The 25,002-nt window shown below is 62.0% G+C and carries 22 protein-coding genes and 1 pseudogene; 5 read left to right on the top strand and 18 right to left on the bottom strand.

The genetic code is table 11. From position 1 onward, the window contains the following. Nucleotides 1-29: 29 nt before the first annotated feature. The 3 genes from J6497_RS14685 to J6497_RS14675 are packed head-to-tail and all read right to left on the bottom strand — an operon-like array spanning nucleotide 30 to nucleotide 2,729. On the bottom strand, nucleotides 30-992 hold the full coding sequence (locus J6497_RS14685; protein ID WP_225704977.1) for a PDR/VanB family oxidoreductase: 963 nt from the start codon (nucleotides 990-992) through the stop codon (nucleotides 30-32). A gap of 60 nt (nucleotides 993-1,052) precedes the next feature. Next, nucleotides 1,053-2,372, bottom strand: coding sequence for a Rieske 2Fe-2S domain-containing protein (locus J6497_RS14680; RefSeq protein ID WP_225704976.1), 1,320 nt, complete (start codon nucleotides 2,370-2,372; stop codon nucleotides 1,053-1,055). A gap of 39 nt (nucleotides 2,373-2,411) precedes the next feature. After that, a complete protein-coding gene (locus J6497_RS14675; protein ID WP_225704975.1) occupies nucleotides 2,412-2,729 on the bottom strand; it encodes a hypothetical protein in 318 nt (105 codons plus the stop codon). 236 nt (nucleotides 2,730-2,965) lie between these two features. Here J6497_RS14675 and J6497_RS14670 point away from each other — a divergent pair, with 236 nt between their 5' ends. Then, nucleotides 2,966-3,448, top strand: a complete 483-nt coding sequence (locus J6497_RS14670) for a MarR family winged helix-turn-helix transcriptional regulator (protein ID WP_225704974.1) — start codon at nucleotides 2,966-2,968, stop codon at nucleotides 3,446-3,448. A 12-nt stretch (nucleotides 3,449-3,460) separates the two neighbouring features. Here J6497_RS14670 and J6497_RS14665 read toward each other — a convergent pair whose 3' ends face one another. The 4 genes from J6497_RS14665 to J6497_RS14650 are packed head-to-tail and all read right to left on the bottom strand — an operon-like array spanning nucleotide 3,461 to nucleotide 8,648. Next, the gene (locus J6497_RS14665) at nucleotides 3,461-4,648 is read right to left on the bottom strand and encodes a CaiB/BaiF CoA transferase family protein (protein ID WP_225704973.1); all 1,188 of its coding nucleotides are present in this window, start codon (nucleotides 4,646-4,648) and stop codon (nucleotides 3,461-3,463) included. A 15-nt stretch (nucleotides 4,649-4,663) separates the two neighbouring features. Next, nucleotides 4,664-6,904, bottom strand: a complete 2,241-nt coding sequence (locus tag J6497_RS14660; RefSeq protein WP_225704972.1) for an acyl-CoA dehydrogenase family protein — start codon at nucleotides 6,902-6,904, stop codon at nucleotides 4,664-4,666. A gap of 7 nt (nucleotides 6,905-6,911) precedes the next feature. Further along, the gene (locus tag J6497_RS14655; protein ID WP_225704971.1) at nucleotides 6,912-7,721 is read right to left on the bottom strand and encodes an enoyl-CoA hydratase/isomerase family protein; all 810 of its coding nucleotides are present in this window, start codon (nucleotides 7,719-7,721) and stop codon (nucleotides 6,912-6,914) included. A gap of 60 nt (nucleotides 7,722-7,781) precedes the next feature. Further along, the gene (locus J6497_RS14650) at nucleotides 7,782-8,648 is read right to left on the bottom strand and encodes a FadR/GntR family transcriptional regulator (RefSeq protein WP_225704970.1); all 867 of its coding nucleotides are present in this window, start codon (nucleotides 8,646-8,648) and stop codon (nucleotides 7,782-7,784) included. An 80-nt stretch (nucleotides 8,649-8,728) separates the two neighbouring features. Here J6497_RS14650 and J6497_RS14645 point away from each other — a divergent pair, with 80 nt between their 5' ends. Both J6497_RS14645 and J6497_RS14640 read left to right on the top strand, forming a co-directional pair. Further along, on the top strand, nucleotides 8,729-9,868 hold the full coding sequence (locus J6497_RS14645; protein ID WP_225704969.1) for an acyl-CoA dehydrogenase family protein: 1,140 nt from the start codon (nucleotides 8,729-8,731) through the stop codon (nucleotides 9,866-9,868). A 24-nt stretch (nucleotides 9,869-9,892) separates the two neighbouring features. Further along, nucleotides 9,893-11,122, top strand: a complete 1,230-nt coding sequence (locus J6497_RS14640; protein WP_376708205.1) for an ABC transporter substrate-binding protein — start codon at nucleotides 9,893-9,895, stop codon at nucleotides 11,120-11,122. A gap of 106 nt (nucleotides 11,123-11,228) precedes the next feature. On the opposite strand, the gene J6497_RS14635 is transcribed toward J6497_RS14640, so the two are convergent. The 9 genes from J6497_RS14635 to J6497_RS14595 all read right to left on the bottom strand — a co-directional run bounded on the left by J6497_RS14635 (nucleotide 11,229) and on the right by J6497_RS14595 (nucleotide 20,692). Then, nucleotides 11,229-11,747: an ABC transporter substrate-binding protein gene (locus tag J6497_RS14635; protein WP_249793564.1), complete on the bottom strand. Its 519-nt coding sequence runs from the start codon at nucleotides 11,745-11,747 to the stop codon at nucleotides 11,229-11,231. A 34-nt stretch (nucleotides 11,748-11,781) separates the two neighbouring features. Further along, nucleotides 11,782-12,498, bottom strand: a complete 717-nt coding sequence (locus J6497_RS14630; protein WP_225704967.1) for a methyl-accepting chemotaxis protein — start codon at nucleotides 12,496-12,498, stop codon at nucleotides 11,782-11,784. Next, nucleotides 12,498-12,665 carry a hypothetical protein gene (locus J6497_RS14625; protein ID WP_225704966.1) on the bottom strand — a complete coding sequence of 56 codons (168 nt, stop codon included), beginning with the start codon at nucleotides 12,663-12,665 and terminating at the stop codon, nucleotides 12,498-12,500. The genes J6497_RS14630 and J6497_RS14625 overlap by 1 nt, the downstream gene beginning before the upstream one ends. Nucleotides 12,666-13,066: 401 nt before the next feature. Further along, a complete protein-coding gene (locus J6497_RS14620; protein ID WP_225704965.1) occupies nucleotides 13,067-14,128 on the bottom strand; it encodes an NAD(P)-dependent oxidoreductase in 1,062 nt (353 codons plus the stop codon). A 13-nt stretch (nucleotides 14,129-14,141) separates the two neighbouring features. Next, nucleotides 14,142-15,017, bottom strand: a complete 876-nt coding sequence (locus tag J6497_RS14615) for an amidohydrolase family protein (RefSeq protein ID WP_225704964.1) — start codon at nucleotides 15,015-15,017, stop codon at nucleotides 14,142-14,144. Nucleotides 15,018-15,069: 52 nt separating this feature from the next. Beyond that, entirely contained in the window at nucleotides 15,070-16,989 is a 1,920-nt protein-coding gene (locus tag J6497_RS14610) for a TRAP transporter large permease (protein WP_225704963.1), read from the bottom strand. 1 nt (nucleotide 16,990) lies between these two features. Beyond that, entirely contained in the window at nucleotides 16,991-17,998 is a 1,008-nt protein-coding gene (locus J6497_RS14605; RefSeq protein ID WP_225704962.1) for a TRAP transporter substrate-binding protein, read from the bottom strand. An 88-nt stretch (nucleotides 17,999-18,086) separates the two neighbouring features. Next, complete coding sequence (locus J6497_RS14600; protein ID WP_225704961.1) at nucleotides 18,087-19,583, bottom strand: aldehyde dehydrogenase; 1,497 nt, start codon at nucleotides 19,581-19,583, stop codon at nucleotides 18,087-18,089. A gap of 59 nt (nucleotides 19,584-19,642) precedes the next feature. Then, entirely contained in the window at nucleotides 19,643-20,692 is a 1,050-nt protein-coding gene (locus tag J6497_RS14595; RefSeq protein ID WP_225704960.1) for a thiamine pyrophosphate-binding protein, read from the bottom strand. 17 nt (nucleotides 20,693-20,709) lie between these two features. On the opposite strand from J6497_RS14595, the gene gspD reads away from it, so the two are divergent. Both gspD and J6497_RS14585 read left to right on the top strand, forming a co-directional pair. Beyond that, nucleotides 20,710-22,929, top strand: coding sequence for a type II secretion system secretin GspD (gene gspD, locus J6497_RS14590; protein WP_225704959.1), 2,220 nt, complete (start codon nucleotides 20,710-20,712; stop codon nucleotides 22,927-22,929). 20 nt (nucleotides 22,930-22,949) lie between these two features. Further along, nucleotides 22,950-23,681, top strand: a complete 732-nt coding sequence (locus J6497_RS14585; RefSeq protein ID WP_225704958.1) for a COG3904 family protein — start codon at nucleotides 22,950-22,952, stop codon at nucleotides 23,679-23,681. Nucleotides 23,682-23,797: 116 nt separating this feature from the next. Here the strand turns inward: J6497_RS14585 and gspG are convergent, their stop codons facing one another. Together gspG and J6497_RS14575 are read right to left on the bottom strand one after the other, a co-directional pair. Further along, nucleotides 23,798-24,286, bottom strand: coding sequence for a type II secretion system major pseudopilin GspG (gene gspG, locus J6497_RS14580; protein WP_225704957.1), 489 nt, complete (start codon nucleotides 24,284-24,286; stop codon nucleotides 23,798-23,800). A gap of 266 nt (nucleotides 24,287-24,552) precedes the next feature. Then, nucleotides 24,553-24,666: pseudogene (locus J6497_RS14575) on the bottom strand (transposase); the annotation flags it as partial. Nucleotides 24,667-25,002: the final 336 nt, after the last annotated feature.

Genomic DNA, 25,002 nt, shown 5'->3' with positions numbered 1-25,002 from the left:
CACCAATTGTTGATTGTCGTAACTGACGTTTAGAGATCCAGGACGAGCGTCGGCGATTTCGAACCCGAGCAGCAGATCATCAATGTTCTGTTTGCCGCTCGTTCTTCCTTGCTGAGAAACTGATCGCGGTGATCCGGGATCCCTTCGATGACTCGGGTTTCGCAGGTGCCACAGACACCTTCAGCACAGGCGTAGTTCGCGGTTATTCCTGCATCCAGCAGCGCACTCAGGATCGTCTTGCCCGGCTGAACCGTTAGCGTTCGACCGCTCCGCGCAAGCCTCACTTCAAACCCACCCTCGGCGGCCGGCTTTTCCTTTGCCTTGAAATATTCCACGTGCACCTGGTCAGCCGGCCGATCGGTTGTCGCCGCTTCGAATGCCTCGAGCATCGACGCGGGACCGCAGCAATACAGATGCGCGTCCGCAGCGGCGCCTTCGACGATCGCCGCAAGGTCGAGCTTGCGGCCCAGCGGCGCGTGATCGAAGGTCATGTGCAGGTTTTGATGAACGCCGGGTCGAAGCGCATGCAGTTCATCGAGGAACGCCGCAGCGAAACGTGTCCTCGCGGCGTAAAAGAGCTGCCAGGAACGACCGAGCCCCTCAAGGCGGCGGATCATCGCAAGCAGCGGCGTGATGCCGATTCCGCCCGCGATCAGCACCGAATGCGCCGCATTCTCCTGAAGGACAAAGTTGTTCCTGGGATGCGAGATCGTCATGATATCGCCGACCCGCACCGTGTCATGAATGAGCCTGGAGCCGCCGCGACCTGCGTCATCTCGGTTGACCGCAACGACATAGCGCTTCCGTTCGCTCTGCTCGTTGACGAGCGAGTAGCTGCGGATCATTCCGTTCGGCAGATGGAGATCGATGTGACAGCCGGCCGTGAAAGGAACGAGATCGCCGCCTCCGGGGGCAACCAATTCGTATGAATTGATGCTCTCGGCCTCGTAGCCGATCCGTTTGACGCGGACCTGCATGGTGCTCTCAGCCATGGAGCTGGACCTTGGCGTCTCGGCATGCACGACGATTGCGTTTGATGCGAGCGGTCGGGCTCACAGCTTGTATCCGAAATCAGCGCCGAGCTGCGCGCGCATGAAGCGGGCGCCGACGTCAACCCAGGAGTCCTCCGGCGGCAGTTGCAGCGACACGGCGCGCACCATGAACACATCGGGGTCGGTCACGCCCTTTGGCCTGGTGCCATGATCGCGATAGGCACCCAAGGTCTCGAGCAATAACCGCCGGGTCATCGCAATGCCGGTGTCGCTGGAGCAGAGATTCTCCTTGGTGCGGTCAAAGATCGGCGAAACACCGCTCTGGCATGCGCCGTCCTGCACCCACAGGCCGGGCAGCCCCGAGAACCAGGTAGTCTGCTGCGCCCCGTAGTCGAACTGGAATCCGTTCTGCGGATTGTATTTCGTCCAGTACCCCGCATAAGGAACGGTCACGGGATGTTGGACCAGCGCATGGCGACTGGCGTGCCCGCTCTCCCGGCCATTGTGCCCCTCCTCGAAAATCTGACGGGTCTTCGGCAACAATGGCTGCGAGGGGTGATACGAGAACATGATGCAGAGCGTGTTCTCGTCATCGATCGGCACCCAGGCGTGCCCGCTCAAATCCGGAAACGGCGACAATGGCGGGACAAGCGTATAGAAGGGCAGGATGAACTGATTGACGCGCCAATACAGCGTATTCTCGTCATAGTTCCGCCGGGCAGCGATGCTCATCCCGAAATCCTGCTTGACGCACTCAAACGTCGGGCGGAGGTCGCGCTTCTGAATCCACACGCTCGTGGTGCCCTGTGAGTCGAGCCGGCCGTGGAGCAACGGCGCGTGAGCGGAATCGATCTCGCCTTCGACCGCCTGCAGCCAGTTGCATTCCTGGACCCGCACCGAGATGTGCACCTGCTCTGCTGGCACCAGATTCCATTCCAGGTTCGGAAGCGGCGGAGGATTCGCGGCATCCGGACCCATGTAGGTCCAAAGCATCCCGTTGCGCTCCTGGCAGGGGTAAGCCTTGATTCGGACGCGCTCTTTCAGGCGGCTGCGGGCCGGCTCGGCCGGCATATCCGTTGCCGCGCCCGTCACATCGAACTTCCAGCCGTGATAGACGCAACGCAATCCGCAATCTTCGTTGCGACCAAAGATCAGCGCCGCGCCGCGATGCGGGCATGCATGATCGACCAATCCGACGCGGCCCTCGCTATCCCGGAAGGCGACCAGATCTTCTCCCAACAGCCGGATGCGCTTCGGCTGCCCGTCCTTGACGAGGTCGGCTGACGGCAGAAACGGAATCCAATACAACCGGAACAGTTCGCCAAGGGGCGTGCCCTTTCCGACCCTCACCAGCCTTTCATTGTCTTCGTACGACAGCATGAGCTTCCTCCATCCAATTGAACAATTCGTCCCGAGGCGCTATTTGGCCGCGCGTTCGAGGAGAGCAGCGATACGGGGCGATACGCCCACATCACGCGCGATCCAGAGCGGATCGGATGCGGCAAGCGGCTTTCGGGGAACGGGAGGTTGTTCGCCTGCCTCCACCAGGCTCACGATCTGTTCGATCCGTCGTCGTTCGAGCTCTTTGAGCGTGTCCTCGACGACAAAGCCTTCCGCGATGCAGCCCGGAAGCTCCGGATAAGCGAGGCGCAAGAGCCACTTGCCTGGCTCGGTTTCGACAGCTTCAGCCTCAAGGAGATACGGGACCGACAAGAACTCGCGTAGATCCAAAGCCATCCTCCCTGCACGAACCTTGATCCGCTCGCGTCGCTATTTGTTACGTATACGTACTATATCGATTCTTACGTTGCAAGGGCCGATGCGGTTTTTCGGGCTCTCGTTTCGGATCCGGTCCGTTCGCGGCCGCCTAGCCCAAGGGTTGAGGACGGATGATCAAGCTGCTAACGGCTATGGCAACTTCCTCAGATGGAACTACAGCTCAGGTCGACAACGGCATGTCAGCCGACAAGGCAATGAAGACGGATTCAGCTGCGCAGCTCGCGAGCAACTGGCAGCTGGAAGGCGGCATCGGCTTTCTCCTGCGGCTGCTCGAAGCTCGCTACGACGTCCTCTACCAGAAGGTGACGCACCAGAGCGACATCACCCCCCGGCAGTTCGGTGTGCTGATGGCGCTCTATCAGCGAGGGCCGCTCACCCCGTCCGTTCTCGCGGAACACATCAGTTGCGACCGGAACACGCTGAGCGAGATGCTCAAGAGAATGGCGGCACGAAAGCTGATCTCGAAGAAGAGCAATGCGGAAGACCGCCGATCCGTGCAGGTTCAGATCACGGCCAAGGGAGAGGCTGCCCTTTTGAGCGTCGTTCCCGCCGCTGCGGAACTGCAAGATTTGATGCTGGCGCCCTTACGCAAGGAGGATCGCGCGCATTTTCTCAGATGCATGCTGGCGATTGCAAAGGCGACGCCGTCGGACTCTTCCGCATCGTCAGACGATTGAATTCGGGTCGATCTACTTTCCGAACGCTCCTGATTCCGCCAGGCCAGTGATTTCCTCATCAGACAAGCCCAGCGCCCGTGACAGCACCTCGTCGCGGTGCGCGCCGATCGCCGGCACTGCGCGCCGCATGGAGGAGTCTGCTCCCGACATCTTCCAGGGTGGATTGACGCCGAAAAACTCGCCTGCTCCGTCCGCAATAGTCGCAAACGCGCCGCGCTGCAGGAGATGCGGGTCGGTCAGGGCCGCACCGGGATCGCGATATTCGGCGCAGGGAACGCCGGCCCGATCGAGCTCCGCGATGCATTGGCGCACGGTATGGCGCTCCGTCCACTTCTCGATGCGCTGCATCATGGCGCCCCAGTTCGCGCCACGCGCCGGCACCGTGTTGAAGCGGGCATCCGCGGCCAATGCATGGTCTCCCGTCACCTCGCAAAGGGCGGCGAAGTTACGGGACGTCACCGGCGCGATCAGGATATCGCCGTCGCTGGCGCGCACCGGACCATAGGTCGGGCGCGGCGCACGGACCGGAAACTGCGCCTCCTGGAGTTCATAGACAAGCAGGTTGAGCATGCAATCCATCAGCGCGACGTCGATCCGCTGACCCTGCCCGGTGCGCGATCGCTGCACGAGCGCGGTCTGGATCGCCGAATAGCCGAAGATGCCTCCGAGCAGGTCGGCAACAAACACTGCGCCTGCCGCAGGACGGTCGCGATCGCCCGCATAACGCATGAGTGCGCGATCGAAACCGCTTTCGGCGTGAACGATCATCGCGTAGGCGGCACGCTCCGCCGCCGGACCGGACTGGCCATAGCCGGAGATCGAGCAATAGATCAGGCGCGGATTGATTGCGCGCAGCGCCTCATAGCCGAGCCCCAGTCGATCCATCACACCGGGACGAAAATTCTCCACGACGATATCGGCTTGCGCGACCAGCCTGTGTACGAGGCCGATCGCTTCGCTGTTCTTCAGATCGAGCGCCAGGCTCCGCTTGCCGGCATTGAGCTGGCCGAAATAGGCGCTGTGGCCGTCGCGGAGCGGTGCGCGCAGCCGCATATCGTCGCCCTCCGGCGGCTCGATCTTGATCACGTCGGCGCCGACGTCGGCAAGCAGCCGCGCACAATAGGGGCCGGCCAGCATGATCGAGAAATCGAGCACCCTGACGCCATCGAGGGGGGCCATTGCGACGTCTGGCTGCGGCATGTGATCACTCCCTATCTATCTCGACAACCCAAGCGCCCGCTGCGCGATCAGGCTGCGCTGGATTTCATTGGTTCCGATGCTGATCACCCACATCAGCGAATGACGCAGGTTCTGTTCGAACCGTCCATTATCGATTGCACCTGGCATCTGCTCAGAAAGCGCGGCGCGCGTGCCGAGAATATCGAGCGCCGCTTCGCCGAAGCGCTCCATCAGCTCGCTGGAGAACACCTTGCTGATCGCGCCATATTCCGGCGGGGTGATGCCATCAGCCGCCAGTTCCGCGCAATGCATCATCAACTGACGGCCGACCTCGATTTCAGACGCCAGCACCGCCATTTTGTCGCGCACGATCGGGTCATTGGCGAGCGCCGGCCTGTCGCCCTCCGTCGCCATGATGTGCCCGCGCAACTGCTCGAAGGCGTGGGCGACTTTCAGGACGATGCCGCCGCCGACCAGGCCGCGCTCGAAGGCGAGCGCGCCGGTCAGCACCTTCCAGCCGCCATTGACCTCGCCGACGAGGTTGTCCAGGGGAATGCGGACGTCGTCGTAGAAGATATTGGCAAAGGAGCCGTCGTACATCGTTGTCGCCGGGTGGATGGAGATACCCGGCGTATTCATCGGCACGATGAACATGCTGATGCCGGCATGCGGCGGCTTGACGTCCTTGTCCGTGCGCGCAGCCAGGAACATGTATTTGCCCCACCACGTCGTGGTCCAGATCTTCTGGCCGTTGATGACCCACTGATCGCCATCCCGCTCCGCGCTGGTGCGAAGCGCGGCGAGATCGGAGCCCGCCTGGGGTTCGCTGTAGCCCATGCCATGCATGGCTTCGCCGCGGAGAATCTCCGGCAGATATTTCTGCTGCTGCTCCGCCGTGCCGAACATCATCAGCGCGTTGGCCTGGATGGCGGCCCCGATGCGCGGCGCTTCGCCTCGCTCCATGGTTTCGATGAAGGCGATCTGCTCCAGCGGCGAGCGCCCCTGTCCGCCGAATTCCGTCGGCCACCCCAACCCGATCCAGCCCGTCTTGCCGATGTCACGCGCGAACTCGGCATCGAACTCGCGCTCGGCAAACGGCCTTGCATCGAAGGCGGCCTTCCGCTCGCCCGACCAGTTTTCCTCCAGCCATTGCCGAACCTGCTCGCGCAGTTCATTGCCGGCCGGACCGAGATCGTATTGCGGCAGTTCCGCGCCGCCATCATCCAGCAGGAACGAGGCCATGCCGAGCCGCGCATACGCCGCGCCGCCGAGCGCGATCGTATCCAGATGCACGCGCTTGAAGTGCAGCGGCGCCTCGTGCTCCTCGGCATAGCCGATCGCGCCGAATGTATGCTGGGTCTCGAGCGAAATGCGCCGCAGCGCTTCTCCCGAGAAAGACGCGGCGCAATCAGCGAAGTACTGCCAATGACGATCGTCGCGATCGTGCAGCTCCGCCGCATGGTCGATGATCAGACACACGCCTTCGAGCAGGATGAAGCAATTGGCCAACTTGTGCTGGATCGCCTGGAATTTTCCGATCGGCTGCCCGAATTGCCGGCGCTCCTTTGCGTAGTCGACCGCCAGTTCGAAGGCGTGCTGGGCCGCGCCGTGAGCACGCGCCATCAGCGCCAGCTTGCCTTTGCGCAAGAGGTCATGGACGGCAAGAGCTTCGACTTCGATGATGTCGATCGGCGCGGCGTTCAGCCGAACCTGGTAAAACCCCCACGCGCCCATCGCGCGGGTTGGCTCGACGCCGACACCCGGGGCCTCCATCGCAACGAGCGCGAGCGCCGAGGGGGCAACCGGCACGAGCAGATGCGTGCAGCTTCCCGCGGCTTCGACGAACCGAAGCAGGCCACTTGCTTTGCCGTTTGTAATCTGGATGGCGCCAGCCCCGCGGTCCGGATCGAACGCCCCAAACGAAAACGCAATGCGCGCGGAGCCCGCATGCGCGCGCTTTAGCAGATCGACCGAAACCTCGGCCTGCGATCCCGCAAGCGCGAGGTTGGCGAGAGCGGCCGACCACATCTGCGCCGGACACGCGGCGCGGCCCAGCTCCGTCATCACGACCAGAATTTCGCGCAAGCCTCCCATGTCCGGATCGCTGCCGAGCGACGCAACGCCTTGGCCCATGAGCTTGTCCCAGATGGCCGCGATTTCCTCCAGACGCGGGCCATGCTTCATCGTGTCCGCGCGCCAATGCTGGCCGAGAAACCCGCGCAGGGAATCCCGCAGCATCTCCCTCGTGTCTTCGGTCGGGAGTTCGGTCGCGCTCATGGCCGCGCTAGGCCTGGCCGAATTTCGGCTTGCGCTTTTCCTTGAACGACGTCGTCGCCTCCTTGTGGTCGGCAGTCTCGAACGCCACCTGCTCGAGCGCCATCGAGGCTTCGAGCAGCATGTTGACGCGATCCTTGACGATCTGGTTGATCGACAGCTTGGTCCAGCGGATGGCCCAGGTCGGACCGTTGGCGAGCTCGATCGCGATCTCACGGGCCTTGGCCAGCACCTCCGCGCGCGGCACGACGTGGTTGACCAGCCCGATCCGCTCGGCCTCCTTACCGCTCAAGAGCGTGCCGCGGATCAGGAACTCCTTGGCCTTGTTGATCCCGACCAGCAGCGGCCAGATCACGGTGCCGCCGTCGCCCGCGACCAGGCCGACCCGCGAGACGTGGGTGTCGCCGATCCGCGCGTCTTCGGCCATCACCGTTATGTCGCACAGCAGCGCGTGGGTCGCCGCGAGGCCGATGGCGTCGCCGTTGATGGCGGCGATGATCGGCTTGTCGAGCTCGAGCTGGCGGGTGACGCCGCGCCGGCTGATCATGGGATCATGAACCTCGCCTTCTTCGAGGACGTCGCCGCCCGACCGTTCCGACATCGCCTTCACGTCGCCGCCGACGCTGAAGAAGTCGCCGGCCCCGGTCAGCACCACGACATTGACGGCGTGATCGTCGGCAAGATCGTCCCAGATCGTCCGCAACTCCCGGATCAGCTTTTGATTGATCGCATTGCGCGCCTGCGGGCGGTTCAAGGTCACGGTCGCCACCTTGTCCGCAACCTCCACTTTCAAGCATTCATATTTGGCGTAGCTCGACACGTTTTCCTCCGTTTATGTTCTTGTTCAGGCGAGGCCGGCTTTGTCGTTACATCCTGCGGTTCAACGGCGGATGCCGGGCTGGATATCCGCCAGAGCGACATGAAGCGACATCGCGCCGGGATCCTGCTCCAGCATCCGCTGCACGGATTCCAGATGCGTCCGCATCAGACGGGTGGCAGATGAGACATTTCGCTCGCGCAGCGCGGCCAGGAACTGCCGGCGCTTCTCCGCGAGCCGCGCCATCGCGACGCCGCTCGACGCCACCTTGGCATAGACAAAGCGCATGTGGATCTCGGTGACCGAATCCATGATCATGGCGATCACCTTGTTTCCGGTCGCCGCCGCGAGCAGCTTGTAGAACTCCCGCGAGCACTCGACCCGGTCGAGCAGCCGGCCTTCGCGCGTGGCAAGCTCGGTGCGATCGACATTCGCCTCCAGTGCCTCGAGATCGGCTGCCCGCGCATTCGCACACGCCAGCCGCACGACGAGATCAAGCACATGGACTCGCGCTTCTGACAATTCGCGCACTGAAATCGTGCCAAGGCTCAGCATGTCCCGCATGACATCGTTCATGCGGCTGGTATCGCCTTCCCGGATGAAGGCTCCGCCCTTGACGCCTTTCTGCAGCCGCAGCACGCCGGCCATCTCGAGGCTGCGCAGCGCCTCGCGCAGGACATTGCGGCTCACGCCGAGCTGCCGCGCCAGATCGCGTTCGGCGGGAAGCTTGTCCCCGGGCTTGAGCACGCCGAGCACGAGCTGCTCGCGAATGCGCTCGCAGATCTCCTCAAACGCGCGACGGGTATGGATCGGCCGGAATTGCAGTGCAGCCGGCGACCCGGCTGCACGGTGATCGGGGGCCCGTTCCCGCCGGTTGAGCGACGACAACCGCGGTCGGGCGGAGGTACGAGGGCTTGACTTGGTGCTCATCGGGTGAATTATTAAATGGATCACCCATTCAATGGAAGCCCCTTTCTGGCGCTTCCTCACAAAAAACAGGCGGGAAACCCATGAGCTTCACCGAGGAGCAGACCGCGTTTCGCGACAACATCCGGAAAATGGTCGCCAGGCACGTGGCGCCGGTCGCCGCCGAGATCGACGAGACCGATCGCTTCCCACTCGAGATCGTGAAGCTGTTCGGCGAGATGGGCCTGATGCAGCTTTGGGTGCCCGAACAATATGGCGGGCCGAACGGCAACCTGACGATGGCCTGCATCGCGCGCGAGGAGATCTCGAAAGTCTCGCCCGCCTGCGCCTCGATCGCCGCCCTCAATACCATGTTCATCATGCCGCTGCTTCACTTCGGCTCCGAGGAGCAGCGCAGGAAATATCTGCCGATCATCGCCAAGGGCGGCGTCGTGACCGCGATCGCGATCTCCGAACCGCAGGCCGGCTCGGACGTCTCTGCGCTGAACACCCGCGCCAGGAAGGACGGCGACTGCTACGTGCTCAATGGCCGCAAGCAATGGTGCAGCTACGGCGTCGTCGCCGACTATATCGTGGTGATGGCGAGGACGAGCGACAGCTCCGGTGCGGACGGCATCAGCGCTTTCATCGTCGAGCCGAAGCAGATGCCGGGCATCACGTTCGGACGGCACGAGCGAAAGCTGGGCTTCCACGGCGCTCCGAACACGCCGATCTTCTTCGACAATGTGCGGGTTCCAGCCGAGAATCTCGTCGGTGAAGAAGGCAAGGGCTTTCGCGCCTCAATGCGCGCGCTCGATCTCAACCGGCCGACCATCGGCGCCCAATCGGTGGGATTGGCGCAGGGCGCGCTCGAGGCCAGCATCGCCTATGCCAAGGAACGCAAGCAATTCAAGCGATCGATCGCGGAATTCCAGGGCGTGCAGTTCATGCTCGCGGACATGGCCATGCGGATCGAGGCCGCTCGCGCGCTGGTCTACGAATGCGCGCGCGCCGGCGACGAGGGTGACTGGAAGCGATTGAACCTGCTCGCCAGCATGGCGAAGTGCATCGGCAGCGACACCGCCATGAAGGTCACAACCGACGCCGTCCAGATCTTCGGCGGCTACGGCTACACCATGGATTACCCGGTCGAACGCATGATGCGCGACGCCAAGCTGACCCAGATCTTTGAAGGCACCAACCAGATCCAGCGCGTGGTGATCGCCCGCGAGCTGCTGCGATAACAACAATGAACAATCAAATACAACATGGAGGAAACGATCTTGACCTGCACCATCCACCGGACTTGGCGCGCCGCGGCCATATCCGCACTTCTTGCCGCGACGCCCGCTTACGCACAGAAGGCCTATAGCCCGGGAGCCAGCGATACCGAGATCAAGCTTGGTCAATCCACGCCGCTCAGCGGTCCCGCCTCCGCCTTCGGCGCCGGCGCAGGACGGGCTGTCGTCGGCTATTTTGACATGCTGAACGCGCAAGGAGGAATCAACGGACGCAAGATCAGCTTCACGCAACTGGACAATGCCTACAGTGCGCCGAAGGCGGTCGAGCAGTCGCGCAAGCTCATAGAAGATGTCGGCGTGCTCGCCGAGGTCGGCACCATCGGAACGGCGCCGAATGTCGCAATCCAGAAATATCTGAACTCCAAGCAGGTGCCGCAGCTCTTCATTACCGCCGGCGGACGCCGCTTCAACGATCCCAAGACCTTCCCGTGGACTGTGCCGCTCTACCCTGATTTCGAGACGGAAGGCCGCGTGATCGCCAAATATATCGCGAAGACAAAACCCGACGCCAAGATCGGCGTCTTGTATCAGAATGACGACTACGGAAAGGATTACCTCAAGGGATTGAAGGCTGGGCTCGGCCCAAAGGCAGCGCAGATCATTGCGGCAGTTTCCTACGAACTGGCCGACCCGACGATCGATTCGCAGATCGTGCAGCTGAAAGCGGCGGGCATCGACACGCTGATTGAACAATCGTCCTCAAAGGCGGCCGCTCAATCGATCCGAAAGGTCTATGAGCTCAAGTGGAACCCGCTCCACGTGATCGGCGGCTCGACGGCGTCGGTGGAGACTATCCTGAAGCCGGCGGGCCTCGAGGCCTCGAAGGGACTGGTCACAACGCAGTTTCTCAAGCAGCCCGGCGATCCGGCATGGGCCGATGACGACGAGGTAAAGGCCTACAAGAACTTCCTGAAGAAGTACGCACCGTCGGCCAACCCGGACGACTATTCAGTCCTGGTCGCCTACATGAACGTGCATGCCGTAACGCTCGCCCTGAAGAAATGCGGCGATCAGCTGACACGGGACAATCTCATTCGCCAGGCGACATCGCTTTACGGCGAACGGCTGCCGATGATGCTTCCGGGCATCTCGATCAGCATGCATCCTGAGGATTATACGCCATTCAAGGCGCTGCGGATCGCGATCTTCGACGGGAAGAGTTGGACACTGGCGGGCGATCCACTGTCGGCTGAGTAATCCAACGAGCGTTTGCAGCGTTGCTCCGCAAATACAATCTTCTCCATCAGAAAGAAGACGAGAGCAGCATTTCCACCCTCGCCTAGCCGTCGTGGAGATTCTGAGCTCAAGACGCAATTCCATCGAGATCGACCATGTCCCCGACGGGAATCCAGTTCGCACGGTCGAAACGGCAAATCTGGAGATTGTGGATGGCGCGATAGTCGGTCGGAGAATTGCTCACATTGACGCCGTCGAGGAAAAGCGGCGGCTGCTCGTCCTTGAGTGATGTCGCATGCTTCAAGAGGTTTTCCCGCGTGAGATCGTTGCCGCAACGCTTGAGAACCTGCTCGATCATGTAGGCGTTGTTGTAACCCGGGGTCGCCGTATTGTCGTCGATGCCGACCGAGGGCATGTATTTCTTCATGAACTCGATGTAGGCCTTCACCCTCGGCTTATCCTGGTGTTTTGGGTCGGTCACCACGATCTCCCACCAGGCCGAGATGAGGCCCTTGGCGTTGTCCAGGCCAGCCGGTGCTAGCGTGCCTCCGATCGAGCTGCAATTCGAATTGACGACGTGGCGCGGCTTCCAGTCCATCGCCGCGACCTTCCGGATGCCTTGGGCCGCAAATTTCGAGTAGGTCAACTGGACGAAGACGTCGGCGCCGGCCGCTTTGCAGTCAACGACCTGATTGTCGTTCGGCCATTTGACTAATGCGCGCCTGCATGACGTTGAGGGAATCTCGGAGACTGCGCACCTCCAGGGCTCCGTCCGCCTTGAAAAGCTCGCGAGAGTCCTGATTTTCGCTAATTCGCTGAGCGTCAGCTGCGAATTCGATCAGGGGCCGGGTGAGACGATAGCTAAGGCAGTACGACAACAGAAGGATCGGCAATACGACCAATGCGCTCAACCCCAAATTATGCCGCACCAGACTTTGGGGCGATGGAAACGCCGGGACGGCCGGACGAAAGACAACGGAACGTGCATCACTGATCCGGACCGCCAACTGGGGCGCTTGTCGAGTCGCTTCCGCGCGGGGCGCGTCGATAAGGGCCATCAGCTTCTCGACGAGACAACGGAACGTATCGTCTTCCACATCGAACCGACGCAGGTCCACCTCGTCTGGGAGACGTCGGTCCACGAGTTCCGCGGATAAGCCAGCCCTATCAGCTGCATCAAGCACGGATTGTGCCTCCAAAAGAAAAGTAGAAGCATGGAGTTGCGCGACCACAATGGGAATCTTGGCGGCAAGAGCGCTGACCCATTCCATGCGAGCATGGCGGCTCTCGCGCAGGGTTGCCCGGACCGTGGCATAGCAGGCAAACAGGAAAATCGGCACGGCCGCGAGCAGATAAATCTGCGTCCGCATCGATGCAAGACCGAGGCGGGTGAGCATCAGTCCAACTCGACCGACGGCGTGAACAAATATCCGACAAGGCAGACCAATGAGCACTCCTTCACTTTTCCGTCCACCGATGTCAGTATGATGGCTTCAGCCCCCGCTCCCGCCTGCGTGAGAGTGAGCAGATGCTGATCGATCATGATCGATCGCTGACGCTGCACTCACGGTCTCCATCGTCCGACCAATCTCCGGCAAGCGGGGGTATCTGGGCGCGCGCCACAGGGTGTTATTAGTCGCACAAATCCGTACATTGGTTTGTTAAGTTTTGTTTCGTTCGGATTCGCGAGCTTTATGAACCCGTCAATTGATTTCATCTCTTTGTCAGCTGCACCAGAGGCGCCAGCGACCAGCGCGAACCGGTGCATGTTCGACCGGCCTTCGCGTGTTGCAGAGGTGAAGATCCCGGGGAAGCGACCTATATCGCGGAAAGTCGAAACGGGGCGCCTCTTTGGCCGCATTGCAGGTGTCATTGATTCCGACGCGGCGCAATTGCCTCGGACACGGAGATCAGAACGGTCCCCAGGGATGGCGCCAGAAAGCAGAACCGCTCGGAAAGACGTGATCAGGCGGCCTGAAGAGCAGCCGGCGCAAAGCCCATGTTTTTCTGGAAACGCTCGCTGTATTTCGGCCACGCTTCCGGATTGACGAGACGCGGCGGAATACCTCCGTTCATGATCGTGATCCACTGATCCGCCGCGGCGCTTGCCATGTTGTACATGGCGCCATCCGTCATGCCTGCAATATGCGGCGTGGCAATCACATTCTCAAAGGACAACAGACGATGGTCTGCCTGTGCTGGCTCGGACAGAAATACGTCAACGCCGGCCCCGGCAATCAGGCCGGCGGCCAGCGCATCCGCCAGATCATCTTCGACATGAATGCCGCCCCTCGCTGTGTTGATGAAGTAAGAGGACTGCTTCATCTTCCTGAAAAGCTCGACCGTGAACATCCCGAAGGTCTCATCGGTCCGGGGACAGTGCACGGTGACGAAATCCGATCTTGCCAGCAACTCGTCGAGCTCGACTTTGGCGGCGCCTCTGCGCCTGATCTCCTCGGCGCTGAGATAGGGGTCAAAGGCGAGGACGTTCATTCCGATGACGTCCTTGCACAATTTGGCGGTGCGGGTCCCGATATTGCCTATGCCAATAATACCGACGGTCTTTCGTTCGAGGTCGGAGGCGCGCATCCGGAATCGATCGAGGTCGCCGCCCCGCCGCATCACCCTGTCCGACACCGCAATCTTCTTGGCGAGTGAGAGCATCAGGCCGAGCGCATGTTCAGCGACCGCATTGGCATTCGTTCCGGATTGGTTGCAGACCAGAACGCCGGCCGCCGTGCACGCGGCAACATCGACCATGTCGTACCCCGCTCCGGTCGAACTGATCGCGAGCAGGCTCCTGCACTTCTCGAGCAGCGCCGCGTCGCCGAAATACGGCCCGAGCAATTCGGTTCTCGGCGAGATCTGATAGGCGTGTATGGACTTCATCCGCTCATCGGTCTCGGGCACGGGATCGGCATAAGACATTCGCAGCAGTTCAATCCGCGGCTCCCGGGCGAGAATCTCTTCCGCGACCGGATCGATCCAGCGTTCGAAATACGCGAGCCGCATGATTTTGTCTTGCATCTGTCCTTTCCCGTCAGGTGAACTCGTAAAGCTTCGCCGGGTTCTCGACCAGGATCCGCTTGATCGTGTCAGCATCGCGAGCCCAGCCCGCAAAGCTGTTCAAGGCCACGCCATCGTCGATATCATGCAGCGGCGCCGGCGCATCGGCCGGGCGCCCCGACGCGAACGCGCCGGGATGCGGCCAATCCGATCCCCACAGCAAGGCACGCGGGCGCTCCGCAATAAGACGGCTCGCTAGCCCGGCGATCGCGGGATCGTCAAAACCGGTGTGCGACAGCCTGTAGGCAGCAGATAACTTGACGTAGACATTGCCGCTTTCGGCGAGCGCGCACAGTCCGTTCAGTTCGTCTGCTCCGGTCTCCGGCTGTCGCCAACCAAAGTGGTCGAGCACCACCTTGACCTGGAGGGACGAAAGGGTCCGATGCATCCGCACAAGCAGCCCCATCGGCGCGAACAACTGGACGTGCCAGCCGAACGGCCTGATCTTCCGGGCTTGCCTTTCCAGAAGTGCCGTCGCGACCTCTGGCGACGGCTGGTCCGACATCATGAGATTGATGCGGATGCCGCGAACGCCGGCCTTATGCATTCCTTCGAGTTCTTTGTCATCGATGCCAGGATCGATTACCGCGACGCCGCGACCGCGATCTCCGAGTTGTCTCACTGCGTCGAGCGTGGCCGAATTGTCGGTTCCGTACACGCTGGGTTGAACGATGACGACCCGCTCGAGCTGCAACCTGTCGAGGAAGCCGACCAGCATTTCCAAAGGCGCTTCCGGCGGGCTGTAAGTCCGTCCCGCATGAAGCGGAAACCGCGAATAGGGTCCGAATACATGGGTATGGCAGTCGCACGACAGCCGCGGCACCGTAAACGCCGGCTTTGTCTTTGGCATCGACGGTACATCGACCATGGGTCCGATCGGCGGGTGTGACATCGCAGTTCCCCTATTGACCGAGCAGCCGAGGCGCGATCAAGGTGATCTGCGGCACGAAGGCGACGAGGACGACGGCGGCGACGAGCACGACCAGGTATGGCAGCATGGCGCGCGCGGAGCCTTCGAGGCTGCCTCCTGCCACCGCCACCGCTACATAGAAGCCGATTCCGATCGGCGGCATGAAGGCCCCGATCCCCATCGCCAGAATGAGCACGATCGCATATTGCACGGCGTCGAATCCTTCTCTGACAGCGATCGGAAGCAGCAACGGCGCCAGGATGATGATCGCCGGCAGCCCCTCCAGCAGGGCGCCCACGACGATCAGCAAGGCAATAGAGCCCAGCATGAAGACCACCGGGCTGCTCCCGTGGAGGAGGGTGACAAGCCCCTGAGGCAGGTTTGCCGCGCTCAGAACCCAGGCGAACGAGGACGCCGAGGAGATCACGAACAGTACTACGCCGGCCATCGCCGCAGACGAAGCGACATGCCGCAACAGATCGGCAAAGCCCATCTCCCGATAGACAAGCGTGGCCAGCACGATGCCATACAGGACAGCAAAGGACGAGACCTCCGTTGGCGTTGCGATCCCGAAACGAATGCCAATGACCATTGCGACAGGCATCGCCAGCGGCAACAGCGCACCGAAGAGTACCGGTCCCCAGCTCTCCCGTTTCGGTCGCTGATCGCCGGCGTCAGCACGGCGCCACGACAGGAAGGCGATCAGGACCATCAGGCAGAGCGCGATGACGGCCGCCGGAAGCAGGCCTGCCACGAACAGGGTCCCGATCGAGACCGACGTGACCGAACCGAGCACCAGCATGGCTATGCTTGGCGGGATGGTCTCCGCCATCGCGGCCGACGCTGCGAGAACGGCAGCCCCCTCTTCAAGAGTGTATCGTTGCTTGCGCAATTCGTCACGAACGATCGAACCGACTGCGGCCACATCGGCGACCTTGGAACCGGAGATTCCGCTGACCAGATAGATCGTGACGACAATGACCTGCAGCAGGCCTCCCTTCAGGTGTCCGACCAGCGCCAGCGCGAACCGGACAAGCCGCAGACCGATGCCGCCACGTTCCAGGATCACGCCCGCAAAGAGAAAGAATGGCAGCGCCAGAAGTATGAAATTGGAAGTGCCATCGACCATGTTCTGAGGCGCGGCAACAGGCGGCGCCGTGTCAGTGGCCAGAAGATAGATCAACGTCGCCAGCAGCATGGCGAAGCTGACCGGCAATCCCATCAGGACCGTCGTAAAGAAGAGAACGATCATCCCGGTCAGCGACAGGACGGGGTGCTGCATCAAATAAGAGATCGGAGCCGCGTAGGAGAAAACGATGCCAATCGCGACCGAAATCGCGCCGATCAATATTACAACGGCAAGGCTATGGCGCAGGATCAGCCGCTCGAGCCCGTATAGCGCGATCAGCGCCATACCTACCGTAAGGGGAACGAAGTACCAGGACGTGCTGATCTGCAGCATCGGCGTGAAATCACCCCAATGCGTCTCCAGCAATTCCAGCGATAGCCAGGCCGTCACGCTGCAAACGATGGCCACGATCCACTCGACTGCGACGAGCACGACCTGTTGCCATCTGGCCGGGAGCAAACCGATCAGAAGCGTGATCGCGGCATGGCGATCTTCGCGGTATGCGACCGCTCCTCCCATGAAGGCAATGATGGATAGCGCCAGCTTGGCGGCCTCGTCGGACCATAGAAACGAATGGGAGAACAACGTGCGTCCGCTGACGTCCAATATGACGATAACCAACTCACTGACGAGCGCGACGACAATCGAGGTCTTCGCGATCGCATGACAGGCGTTGACACCGTGGCAGATCCAGGCGCGACCTGGATCCAGAGCGGCAGAAGTCCCTGTGCAGCCCGGAGCTCCAGCGAAGCCTTCGACGGCGGGATTGTGGATGGCGGTCATATCAGGCTCGGCCGGCCTGCTTCAGGACGGTATCGAGCAGTTCTGCGCCGATAGTCCCGCGGAATTCGTCATATACTGGCCGGGTCGCAGCCCGGTATGCTTCATCATCGACGGTGATGACCTTGTTGCCCTTGTCCTTGACGACCTTGATGCTCTCCTCCGTCAGCTCGACATTCTTGTCGCGCCACTTCGGCGACAGCGCGCGAGCGGCTTCGCGGATGACACGCTGGTGCCCGGGTTCCAGCGCGCCAAACCGCCTCTTGCTCGCCATCAGCATTCCCGCATTGTAGACGGCGCCCGTCAGATTGAGCACCTTGGCAACTTCGTAGTACTTGCCGGCAACCAGCGAGATCACCGGCACTTCGACGGCATCGACCGCATGCTGAGACAGCGCGATATAGATCTCCGATACGTCGATCGAGACGGGGATAGCGCCGAGCGACCTATAGATCGCGGCATAGATCGCCCCGGGCTGCAGACGGATTTTCATGCCGCGCATGTCGGCAGGCTTCGGTACCTCTCTGTCGACCGTGGAGATGGGACGCCAGCCCCAGTGAATCCAAGACAGACCATAGATGCCCTTGGCCGGCATGTCCGCGAACAGTTGTTCGCCGATGCCGCCGTCGAGCACCCGCTCGGCGACGGCGCGATCGGCGAACAGGTAGGGAAAGTCGAGAACAGCTATCCTCGGAAACAGCGTCTGGACATAGCCGGTCGTATGGGCGGCAAAATCAACGACGCCGACCTGCATGCTCGTGAGAATGTTGTTTTGGCTGCCTAGCTCGCCGGATGCATAGACCTTGATATCGACCGCGCCATTGGTCTTGCTGCGCACGGTATCGGCGAATTCGGCGAGCAGCTGCCGATAGGGGCTGCTTGCAACGTCGGCATATCCCAGTTTCATGCTGTGAACCGGAGTATCGCCGCGGGCACTCCGCATGAAAGCCGGTGCAGCGATGACGCCGCCCAACGCACCCTGCAAGAACGTCCTGCGCTTCATATCTTTCATCGTCTCCCCCTTAAATTGCCGAGCTTGAGATAGTCTTGGCTGTTTTCTCCGAACCGGCTCAGCCGTTACGTCGACGTTCCCAATTGGTTCATGCCTTGAGCACGAAGGGATCCTGGACATCGCGACTGAGCTCACACCAGACGCTTTTGGTCTGCAGAAAGTGCTGAATGGCCTCGGCTCCGTTCAAACGCCCCTGCCCGCTGCTCTTGAAGCCACCGAATGGGGAATTGAACCCCATGGCGCGATAGCAGTTGAGCCAGATCGTCCCCGCCTGGAGGCGCCTCGCCATTGTGTGTGCGCGCCGAACGTCCGAAGTCCAAACGCCTGCGGCGAGTCCGTATTGCGTCCCGTTCGCAAGCGCGCTGACCTCCTCTTCCGTCTTGAAAGGGGTTACGCACAGGACCGGCCCGAACACCTCGTTCTGCATGATGAACGCGTCGGGCTTTGCACCTTCCAGGATCGTCGGCGCATAGAAGAAGCCATTCTCCAGACCCTGCGGGCTCCGGCGCGAGCCGCCCGTCAGAACCCTGGCTCCCTCGCTCACGGCCTGGGCCACCATGCGCTCGTCTTTGGCCAGTTGCGCTGCGGTCGCAACCGGGCCCATCTGCGTGTCGGCCTTGAGAGGGTCACCGAGCTTGATCCTCTCGGCCCTCGCGACGAGACGGGCGACGAGCCGGTCGTAGATGCCGACCTGAAAGAAGGCGCGTGATCCCGCGATACAGGTCTGCCCGGCGGCAGCGAAAATGCCCGCAAGGACGCCGGCTTCGACTTGATCGAGATCCGCATCATCGAAAACGATATTGGCGCTCTTCCCGCCGAGCTCCAGCATGCAGGATTTCAAATGAGAGCCGGCTTTCGCCGCGATCGCGCGGCCGGCCGGCTCGCTTCCCGTGAACGAAATCTTCGCCACGCCGGGATGATCAACCAGCGCCTCGCCTGCCGCGCGTCCGCCTGTCACGACGTTGATCACCCCGTTCGGAATGCCAGCGTTCTCCGCGAGCTTGGCGAGCTCGATGGCAGATGCCGAGGTGACCTCGGATGGTTTGATGACCACCGTGTTTCCTGCGGCGAGCGCCGGCGCGACCGTCATGATCGTCAGGAATGTCGGCGAATTCCATGGCACGATCACGGCCACCACGCCGAAGGGTTCGCTGACAGTATAGTTCAACACGCTGGTGCGATCGAGCGGGATCACCCGTCCCTCGATCTTGTCGGCGATTCCTCCGAAATAATAGAGCCAATCCTGCACGATCTTGGCCTGCAGCCGCATTTCGGCGATGAGCTTGCCGTTCTGCTGCGTTTCCAAGGTGGCGATATGCTCCGCATTCTCGGCGATGAGATCTCCCCAACGCATCATCAGCCTCCCGCGCCGGGTCGGCGAGAGAGCGCGCCAAGGGCCTTCGAACGCAACTTGTGCGGCCTTGACGGCTCCGTCGACATCGGCAGCGCCTGACTCCGCAAAGAAACCGAATAGCCCGCCGGTGGTGGGGTTGATGGATTGGAAGGTTGCTCCGTCCTTCCCCTGTTGCTCTCGTCCATTGACGAAGTTGGCATAGCGCGGAGCGGTTTCGGGCGCGGTTGGCATGGATGTCGTTTCCTCGGGTTTATCTCGTTTCAGATCTATCGGAACGCCCGACCCGCAAGCTATCCGCGCAATGCCATGGATTGGGCGAGATAGCCGCTTGGATCCACCTTCACGTCAATGAGGCTTGGCTCCCTGCTTTCCAGCGCATCCCTTAGGGCGCCGCGATATTGATGCACATTTGCAGCAGTGTGACTGGCAATGCCAAAGCCACGCGCGACCGCGGCAAAATCCACGCTGGGCCATTCGACGCCGTTTCGAGCAAGTTGTCGCTGCTCCTGCTTGATCGCGATAAGAGACAATCCGCTGTCGTTGAATACGACGATGCACAACCTTGCCGCATATTGCGCGGCGGTAGACAGCTCCCCCGCACACATCATCAATCCCCCGTCGCCAGTAAACGCGATCACGGGGCGATCCGGCGTCTCCAGCGACATCGCGATCGCCGCCGGCAGCGAGAAAGCCATGGTCGACAAGCCATTCGAGATCAGAACGTCGGCTTGCCGCGTGGCCTGCCAGAACGCCATGCAGGAGAACATGTGAGCGCCGGCATCGACTGTCACCCGCGCATCTGTGCCCTCGGTGAATTCCGCCGCGATGCGTACCACCGCTTCGGGGGAAAGCCCCTTGTCTTGTCCCTGATAGGATAGACGCGAGGCAACGGCGGCACGCATACGGCCGAAAGCATCCGACCCCCAACTCCCTCCTCCCGATGCCTGCGAGAGCGCCCTCAGCGTCAGCTGCAGATCGCCATCGACCCGTATGGCGGGCTGCACGTAGTGAACGGGATGATCGACCGGTCCGAGATCGAGTACCGGGGCGCGATATCCCCACGGCCTGCCAATCAGCTCGACCGGGTCGAGCCCACAAAGCACGATCAGATCAGCTTGACCGATGCACTCGCGCTCGACCGCACCGCCCGTGAACAGACCGACCAGTCTCGGATGCTTGTCCGATACGACGCCCTTGGCCTTGTAGGTGGTGAGCACCGCAGCGCCAATTCGCTCGGCGACCGTACATATCAATTCGCCAATTCCTTGCGCTCGCGCTTCGAGCCCCACCAGAATAACGGGCTTCTTGCTTGCTGCCAGCAATTCGAGCGCCTTCTCCAACTGCGGGTCGCGATCCTGTGACCGATCCGATCCGCGATGCGGATCTGCGCGCGCGCTGGACCGGCCCGGTCGGCGGGCCGTCGTCGGGCGGTAGCGCGCCCGGCCGCTCGATGCAGCCGATAGTGTTTCCCGGCGCTGAGCAGGATCTCACGCCGCCGCCGTCCTCTCGCGAAGCGAATGCGACGGCGCGCGTTGCCTCGGCCACGGACGGCGATATCGCAGCCGAAGGCGGCGGCGTCGAAATGAACTTCGACAACGCCGACCTTCCGACGGTGGTGAAATCCGTGCTCGGCGACGGCCTCGGACTGAACTACGTGCTCGATCCGCGCGTGCAGGGCGTGATCACTCTGGCATCATCGCAAAGGATCCCGCGCAATGATGTGCTGCCAGTGTTCGAGAGCGCGCTGCGCATGTTGAATGCGGCAGTGCTGCGCGAGGACAACATGATCAAGATCGTGCCGTTGCCGGAAGCGGCCGGCGCCGGCGCGGCGAGCTTCGGCGGCGGACAACCCGGTTACGGCGTCTCGATCGTGCCGCTGCGGTACGTCTCGGCTGCGGCGATCGCCAAGACCGCGGAAAATTTCCTGTCGCGGCCGGGCGCCGTGCGCGCCGATCAGACGCGCAATCTCCTCCTGGTCCAGGGTACGACGTTCGAGCGCCAGGCCGCGCTCGCCGTCATCGGCACGCTCGACGTGGAGTGGCTGCGCAATCAGTCGGTCGGGCTCTATCCGCTGAAATCGACCGCGCCCGAAACCATGATCCGCGAGCTCGAAAAGGTGTTCGACACCGCCGAAGGCGGCAATGGCCAGGGCGTGATCAAGTTCCAGCCGGTGTCGCGCATGAACGCGGTGCTGGCGGTGAGCAAGAACAGCAAGGTGCTCGAGCGCGCAACACAATGGGTCCGCCGGCTTGACCGTTCCGACCCGACCGGCACCACCGTGCGGGTCTACAGCCTGCGCTACGGCAACGCGCGCAGCATCGCCCGCATCCTCAACGAGATGTTCGTCGGCCGCTCCTCGCAATCGGCCAGTCTTGACAGCCAGACCAGCCCGACCGCACCCGGACAGAGCGGAACGACATCGCGGCTCGACTCGCTCGGTACCGGCACGCTCAGCAACAGCAACAATCAGGGCACGACCACCCAGGGCGGCACCGACAATTCGAACAACGCCAGCCGCGGCGGCGCGACGCAAGCAGGCTTCTCGGATCGCAAGGACGACGACCAGGATGCGGCGGGGCTCGGCGGGTCGGGGCCCGGCGCCATGCCGCGCGGCGTATTTCAGAATGTCCGCATCACCGCCGATAAGTCGACCAACGCGATCATGGTCTACTCCAACCAGGAAGATTATCTCGTGATCCAGCGGGCACTGGAATCGCTCGACCGACCGCGGCTGCAGGTCGCTGTCGACGCCATGGTCGCCGAGGTCACGCTCACCGACCAGTTGCAGTATGGCGTGCAGGCCTATCTGACCAGCGGCAACGCAAACCTCGGCCAGGACAGAGGATCGGTCGGCCTGTTCAGCGCTGCGCAATCAGCGACGCAGTCTGCCCTGCTCGCGCGCGTGCTGCCCGGCTTCAACCTGCTGCTCGGCGCCGAATCCAACCCCAAGCTGATCCTGAACGCGCTCTCCACCCTGACCACCATCAAGGTGCTGTCGGCGCCATCGCTCGTGGTTGCCGACAACGAGCCGGCGATCCTCGAGGTCGGCGACCAGGTGCCGATCTCGACCGGCAGCACCATCACCGGACTGAACGTGACGAACAGCATCAGCCGGCAGAACACCGGCATCATCCTGAAAGTGCTGCCGCACGTGCATCCGAACGGATCGATCGAGCTCGAGATCGAGCAGGAAGTCTCCAACGTCGTCAATCCGGGCGGCTTCAGCGCTCAGAACCTGACACCGACCATCTCGCAGCGGCGCATCCGCTCGACCGTCGGCACCAGCAACGGCCAGACCGTGCTGCTTGGCGGCCTGATCAAGGAAGATGACGAGCGCACGGTGACCGGACTGCCCGGCCTCAACCAGATCAAGTATCTCGGCGACCTGCTCAGCCAGAAGAGCAACATCAGGAATCGCTCGGAGATCATCGTATTCGTCACCACCAAGCTCGTGCGCAACAGCCACGACGCCCAGGTGGTCGCGGAGGAGTTCCGCGAGCGGCTCGATACCATGCGGCGCGCACCGACGACCTTCGACGCGCCCGCGGCAGCGCCGACGCCGATCGCGCGCAAGTGAGACGAAGGTTGAGGCTGTCGATGGCGATGCGGACATCCATGCTGGGGCTCCTGGGAGCGGCCGTCGTCAGCACGGCCGCGACTGCCGCCGAGCTGAACAGCGTGACACTGAAGGATGACGTCACCATCGTCGCGCTCAGCGGCGACGTGGCGGGGGGCGACACGGAGGCTGCCGAAGCGCTGATCAAGACCGCCAACGACAACAACCGACTGATCTCGGCCGTGCGGCTCGATTCACCGGGCGGCAGCCTCGCCGAGGCGGTCAAGCTCGCGGAACTGATCCGGCGGGCAAAACTGCCGACCATCGTCGCGGCCGGGTCGCGCTGCACCTCGGCCTGTTTCATCGTGTTCGCGGCGGGAATAGAGAAATTCGCGAGCTACGACGCCGCGATCGGCGTCCACGGCGTGTCCGACAAATTCGGCCACGAAACCGCGCAGACCAAAGAGGCGACCATGGCCATGGCCCGCATCACGAGCGAGTTCGGCGTGCCACCACGCATCATCGGGCAGATGGTGACGACGCACGCCCACGACATCGCGTGGCTGACGCCCGACGACCTGCGTGCCATGGGCACGATCATGACCGATCGACCGGGGCGTCGCACCCCGCCGGCATCGCCCGACGATCAGTGGCTTGCCGGGCTCGACATTCCGTCGGGAGAGAGAACGACAAGGCTGCAGCAGACCGATCAGCGCTCGACCGAGGCCGCCGGCAAGCTCGGCCGGAACTCGATGCCTTTGCAAAGGAGGTAGGAGGCTCCCTGGAGAAGACTGGCCGCCGGAGAGCGTTGCCGGCCCCGATCAAGGCCAGCCGTGCGACCAGCGCGACGACACAAACTATGTCTCGGTCAGCGTGACTTCACGCTGCTTCATTCGTTGCTGGCGCTCGTCAGTTTGTCCAGGGAGATATCTCCAGCGGTCCCGCTGCCCCCCTCCTGACCGTCCGAACCGTAGGAGATAATATCGTATGCGTTGCGCTCGCCGGGCGCACGATAGATATAGGGATGACTCCACGGGTCATTCGGAACGACACCGCTCTTGAGGTAAGGACCATTCCAGCTGGTCACGCCCGGCGTCCGCTGCACGAGGGCTGTGAGCCCCTCCGCAGTCGATGGGTAACGGCTGGTATCGAGATTGAAGAGGTCGAGCGCGCTCGAGAAGCTCTGCATCTGGATCTTCGCCGCTTTGACCTTCGACTCACTCAGATAACTCAACACGCGCGGGCCGATCAGTCCCATGATCAAGCCGATAATGGCGATGACGATGAGCATTTCGATTAGAGTGAACCCCTGCTCGCTCTGCCGCGTTCTGTCCAGGCCGATACGCCTGGAAATAGCGATGGTGTCTTGCTTCGACATCACTGTCACCCATCTGGCAAATGCCCGATCTGATCGAAGTCGGCGGCCGCCATGGCCCTTAGCGGCTTCAAACAGGCCGAGTTCCTCGGAACGCCATCACATCCCTTGGTTGAAGAATAATGGTCGGCGCTCGGACGACAATCGAATTATTTCTACTTTTTATTTCGGGTTTGGCGTTCGTCAGTCGTCTGTGTCAGATGAGGTCATCCCACGCACAAATCTGATCGAACCCAACGTATCAAAGGAACGGCCGCTCGTCAGCACGGCCACATCACCTCGACATTGCGGCACACCACTCGTTCTAGGTGCTGACTGGATTGCACCCGATTGAGATAGCCGTAGATGTAAAGCTTCAGGAGGACTGCCGGATGGTAGGAGGGCAGACGGGGGTCTTGTGTATACCGAAAGCCTTATCCGGGTTGATGACGTATTGGAATCGCCTAAGCTGGGCGGAATGATCGCGCTGTTCTGTTTCGCTCTGGCCGTCCTCGCCTCGCCCTTCAGGTCGAGGTTGCAGCTTGAAGCGGAGAACGCGGTGCTGCGACATCAGTAGATTGTCTTGCGGCGCAGGCTGCATGGTCGCGCCCGATTCACGAACCAGGATCGCTGGTTTCTGATCCAGCTGTATCGCTGGTTTCCGTCAATCCTGTCGGTCCTCACCATCATCCAGCCCGAGACGCTCGTGCGTTGGCACAAAGCCGGCTTTCGCGGCTACT

Source organism: Bradyrhizobium cenepequi, assembly GCF_020329485.1.
In the GTDB taxonomy this organism is placed as follows: domain Bacteria; phylum Pseudomonadota; class Alphaproteobacteria; order Rhizobiales; family Xanthobacteraceae; genus Bradyrhizobium; species Bradyrhizobium cenepequi.
The sequence above is the reverse complement of the archived record's forward strand: the minus strand, read 5'-3'. Positions and strand labels throughout refer to the sequence as shown.

Coding starts and splice junctions, on each gene's coding strand:
- J6497_RS14685 (WP_225704977.1), bottom strand. CDS start 992: ATGGCTGAGAGCACCATGCAGGTCCGCGTCAAACGGATCGGCTACGAG.
- J6497_RS14680 (WP_225704976.1), bottom strand. CDS start 2,372: ATGCTGTCGTACGAAGACAATGAAAGGCTGGTGAGGGTCGGAAAGGGC.
- J6497_RS14675 (WP_225704975.1), bottom strand. CDS start 2,729: ATGGCTTTGGATCTACGCGAGTTCTTGTCGGTCCCGTATCTCCTTGAG.
- J6497_RS14670 (WP_225704974.1), top strand. CDS start 2,966: ATGAAGACGGATTCAGCTGCGCAGCTCGCGAGCAACTGGCAGCTGGAA.
- J6497_RS14665 (WP_225704973.1), bottom strand. CDS start 4,648: ATGCCGCAGCCAGACGTCGCAATGGCCCCCCTCGATGGCGTCAGGGTG.
- J6497_RS14660 (WP_225704972.1), bottom strand. CDS start 6,904: ATGAGCGCGACCGAACTCCCGACCGAAGACACGAGGGAGATGCTGCGG.
- J6497_RS14650 (WP_225704970.1), bottom strand. CDS start 8,648: ATGAGCACCAAGTCAAGCCCTCGTACCTCCGCCCGACCGCGGTTGTCG.
- J6497_RS14645 (WP_225704969.1), top strand. CDS start 8,729: ATGAGCTTCACCGAGGAGCAGACCGCGTTTCGCGACAACATCCGGAAA.
- J6497_RS14640 (WP_376708205.1), top strand. CDS start 9,893: ATGGAGGAAACGATCTTGACCTGCACCATCCACCGGACTTGGCGCGCC.
- J6497_RS14630 (WP_225704967.1), bottom strand. CDS start 12,498: ATGCTCACCCGCCTCGGTCTTGCATCGATGCGGACGCAGATTTATCTG.
- J6497_RS14620 (WP_225704965.1), bottom strand. CDS start 14,128: ATGCAAGACAAAATCATGCGGCTCGCGTATTTCGAACGCTGGATCGAT.
- J6497_RS14615 (WP_225704964.1), bottom strand. CDS start 15,017: ATGCCAAAGACAAAGCCGGCGTTTACGGTGCCGCGGCTGTCGTGCGAC.
- J6497_RS14610 (WP_225704963.1), bottom strand. CDS start 16,989: ATGACCGCCATCCACAATCCCGCCGTCGAAGGCTTCGCTGGAGCTCCG.
- J6497_RS14605 (WP_225704962.1), bottom strand. CDS start 17,998: ATGAAAGATATGAAGCGCAGGACGTTCTTGCAGGGTGCGTTGGGCGGC.
- J6497_RS14600 (WP_225704961.1), bottom strand. CDS start 19,583: ATGCCAACCGCGCCCGAAACCGCTCCGCGCTATGCCAACTTCGTCAAT.
- J6497_RS14585 (WP_225704958.1), top strand. CDS start 22,950: ATGGCGATGCGGACATCCATGCTGGGGCTCCTGGGAGCGGCCGTCGTC.
- gspG (WP_225704957.1), bottom strand. CDS start 24,286: ATGTCGAAGCAAGACACCATCGCTATTTCCAGGCGTATCGGCCTGGAC.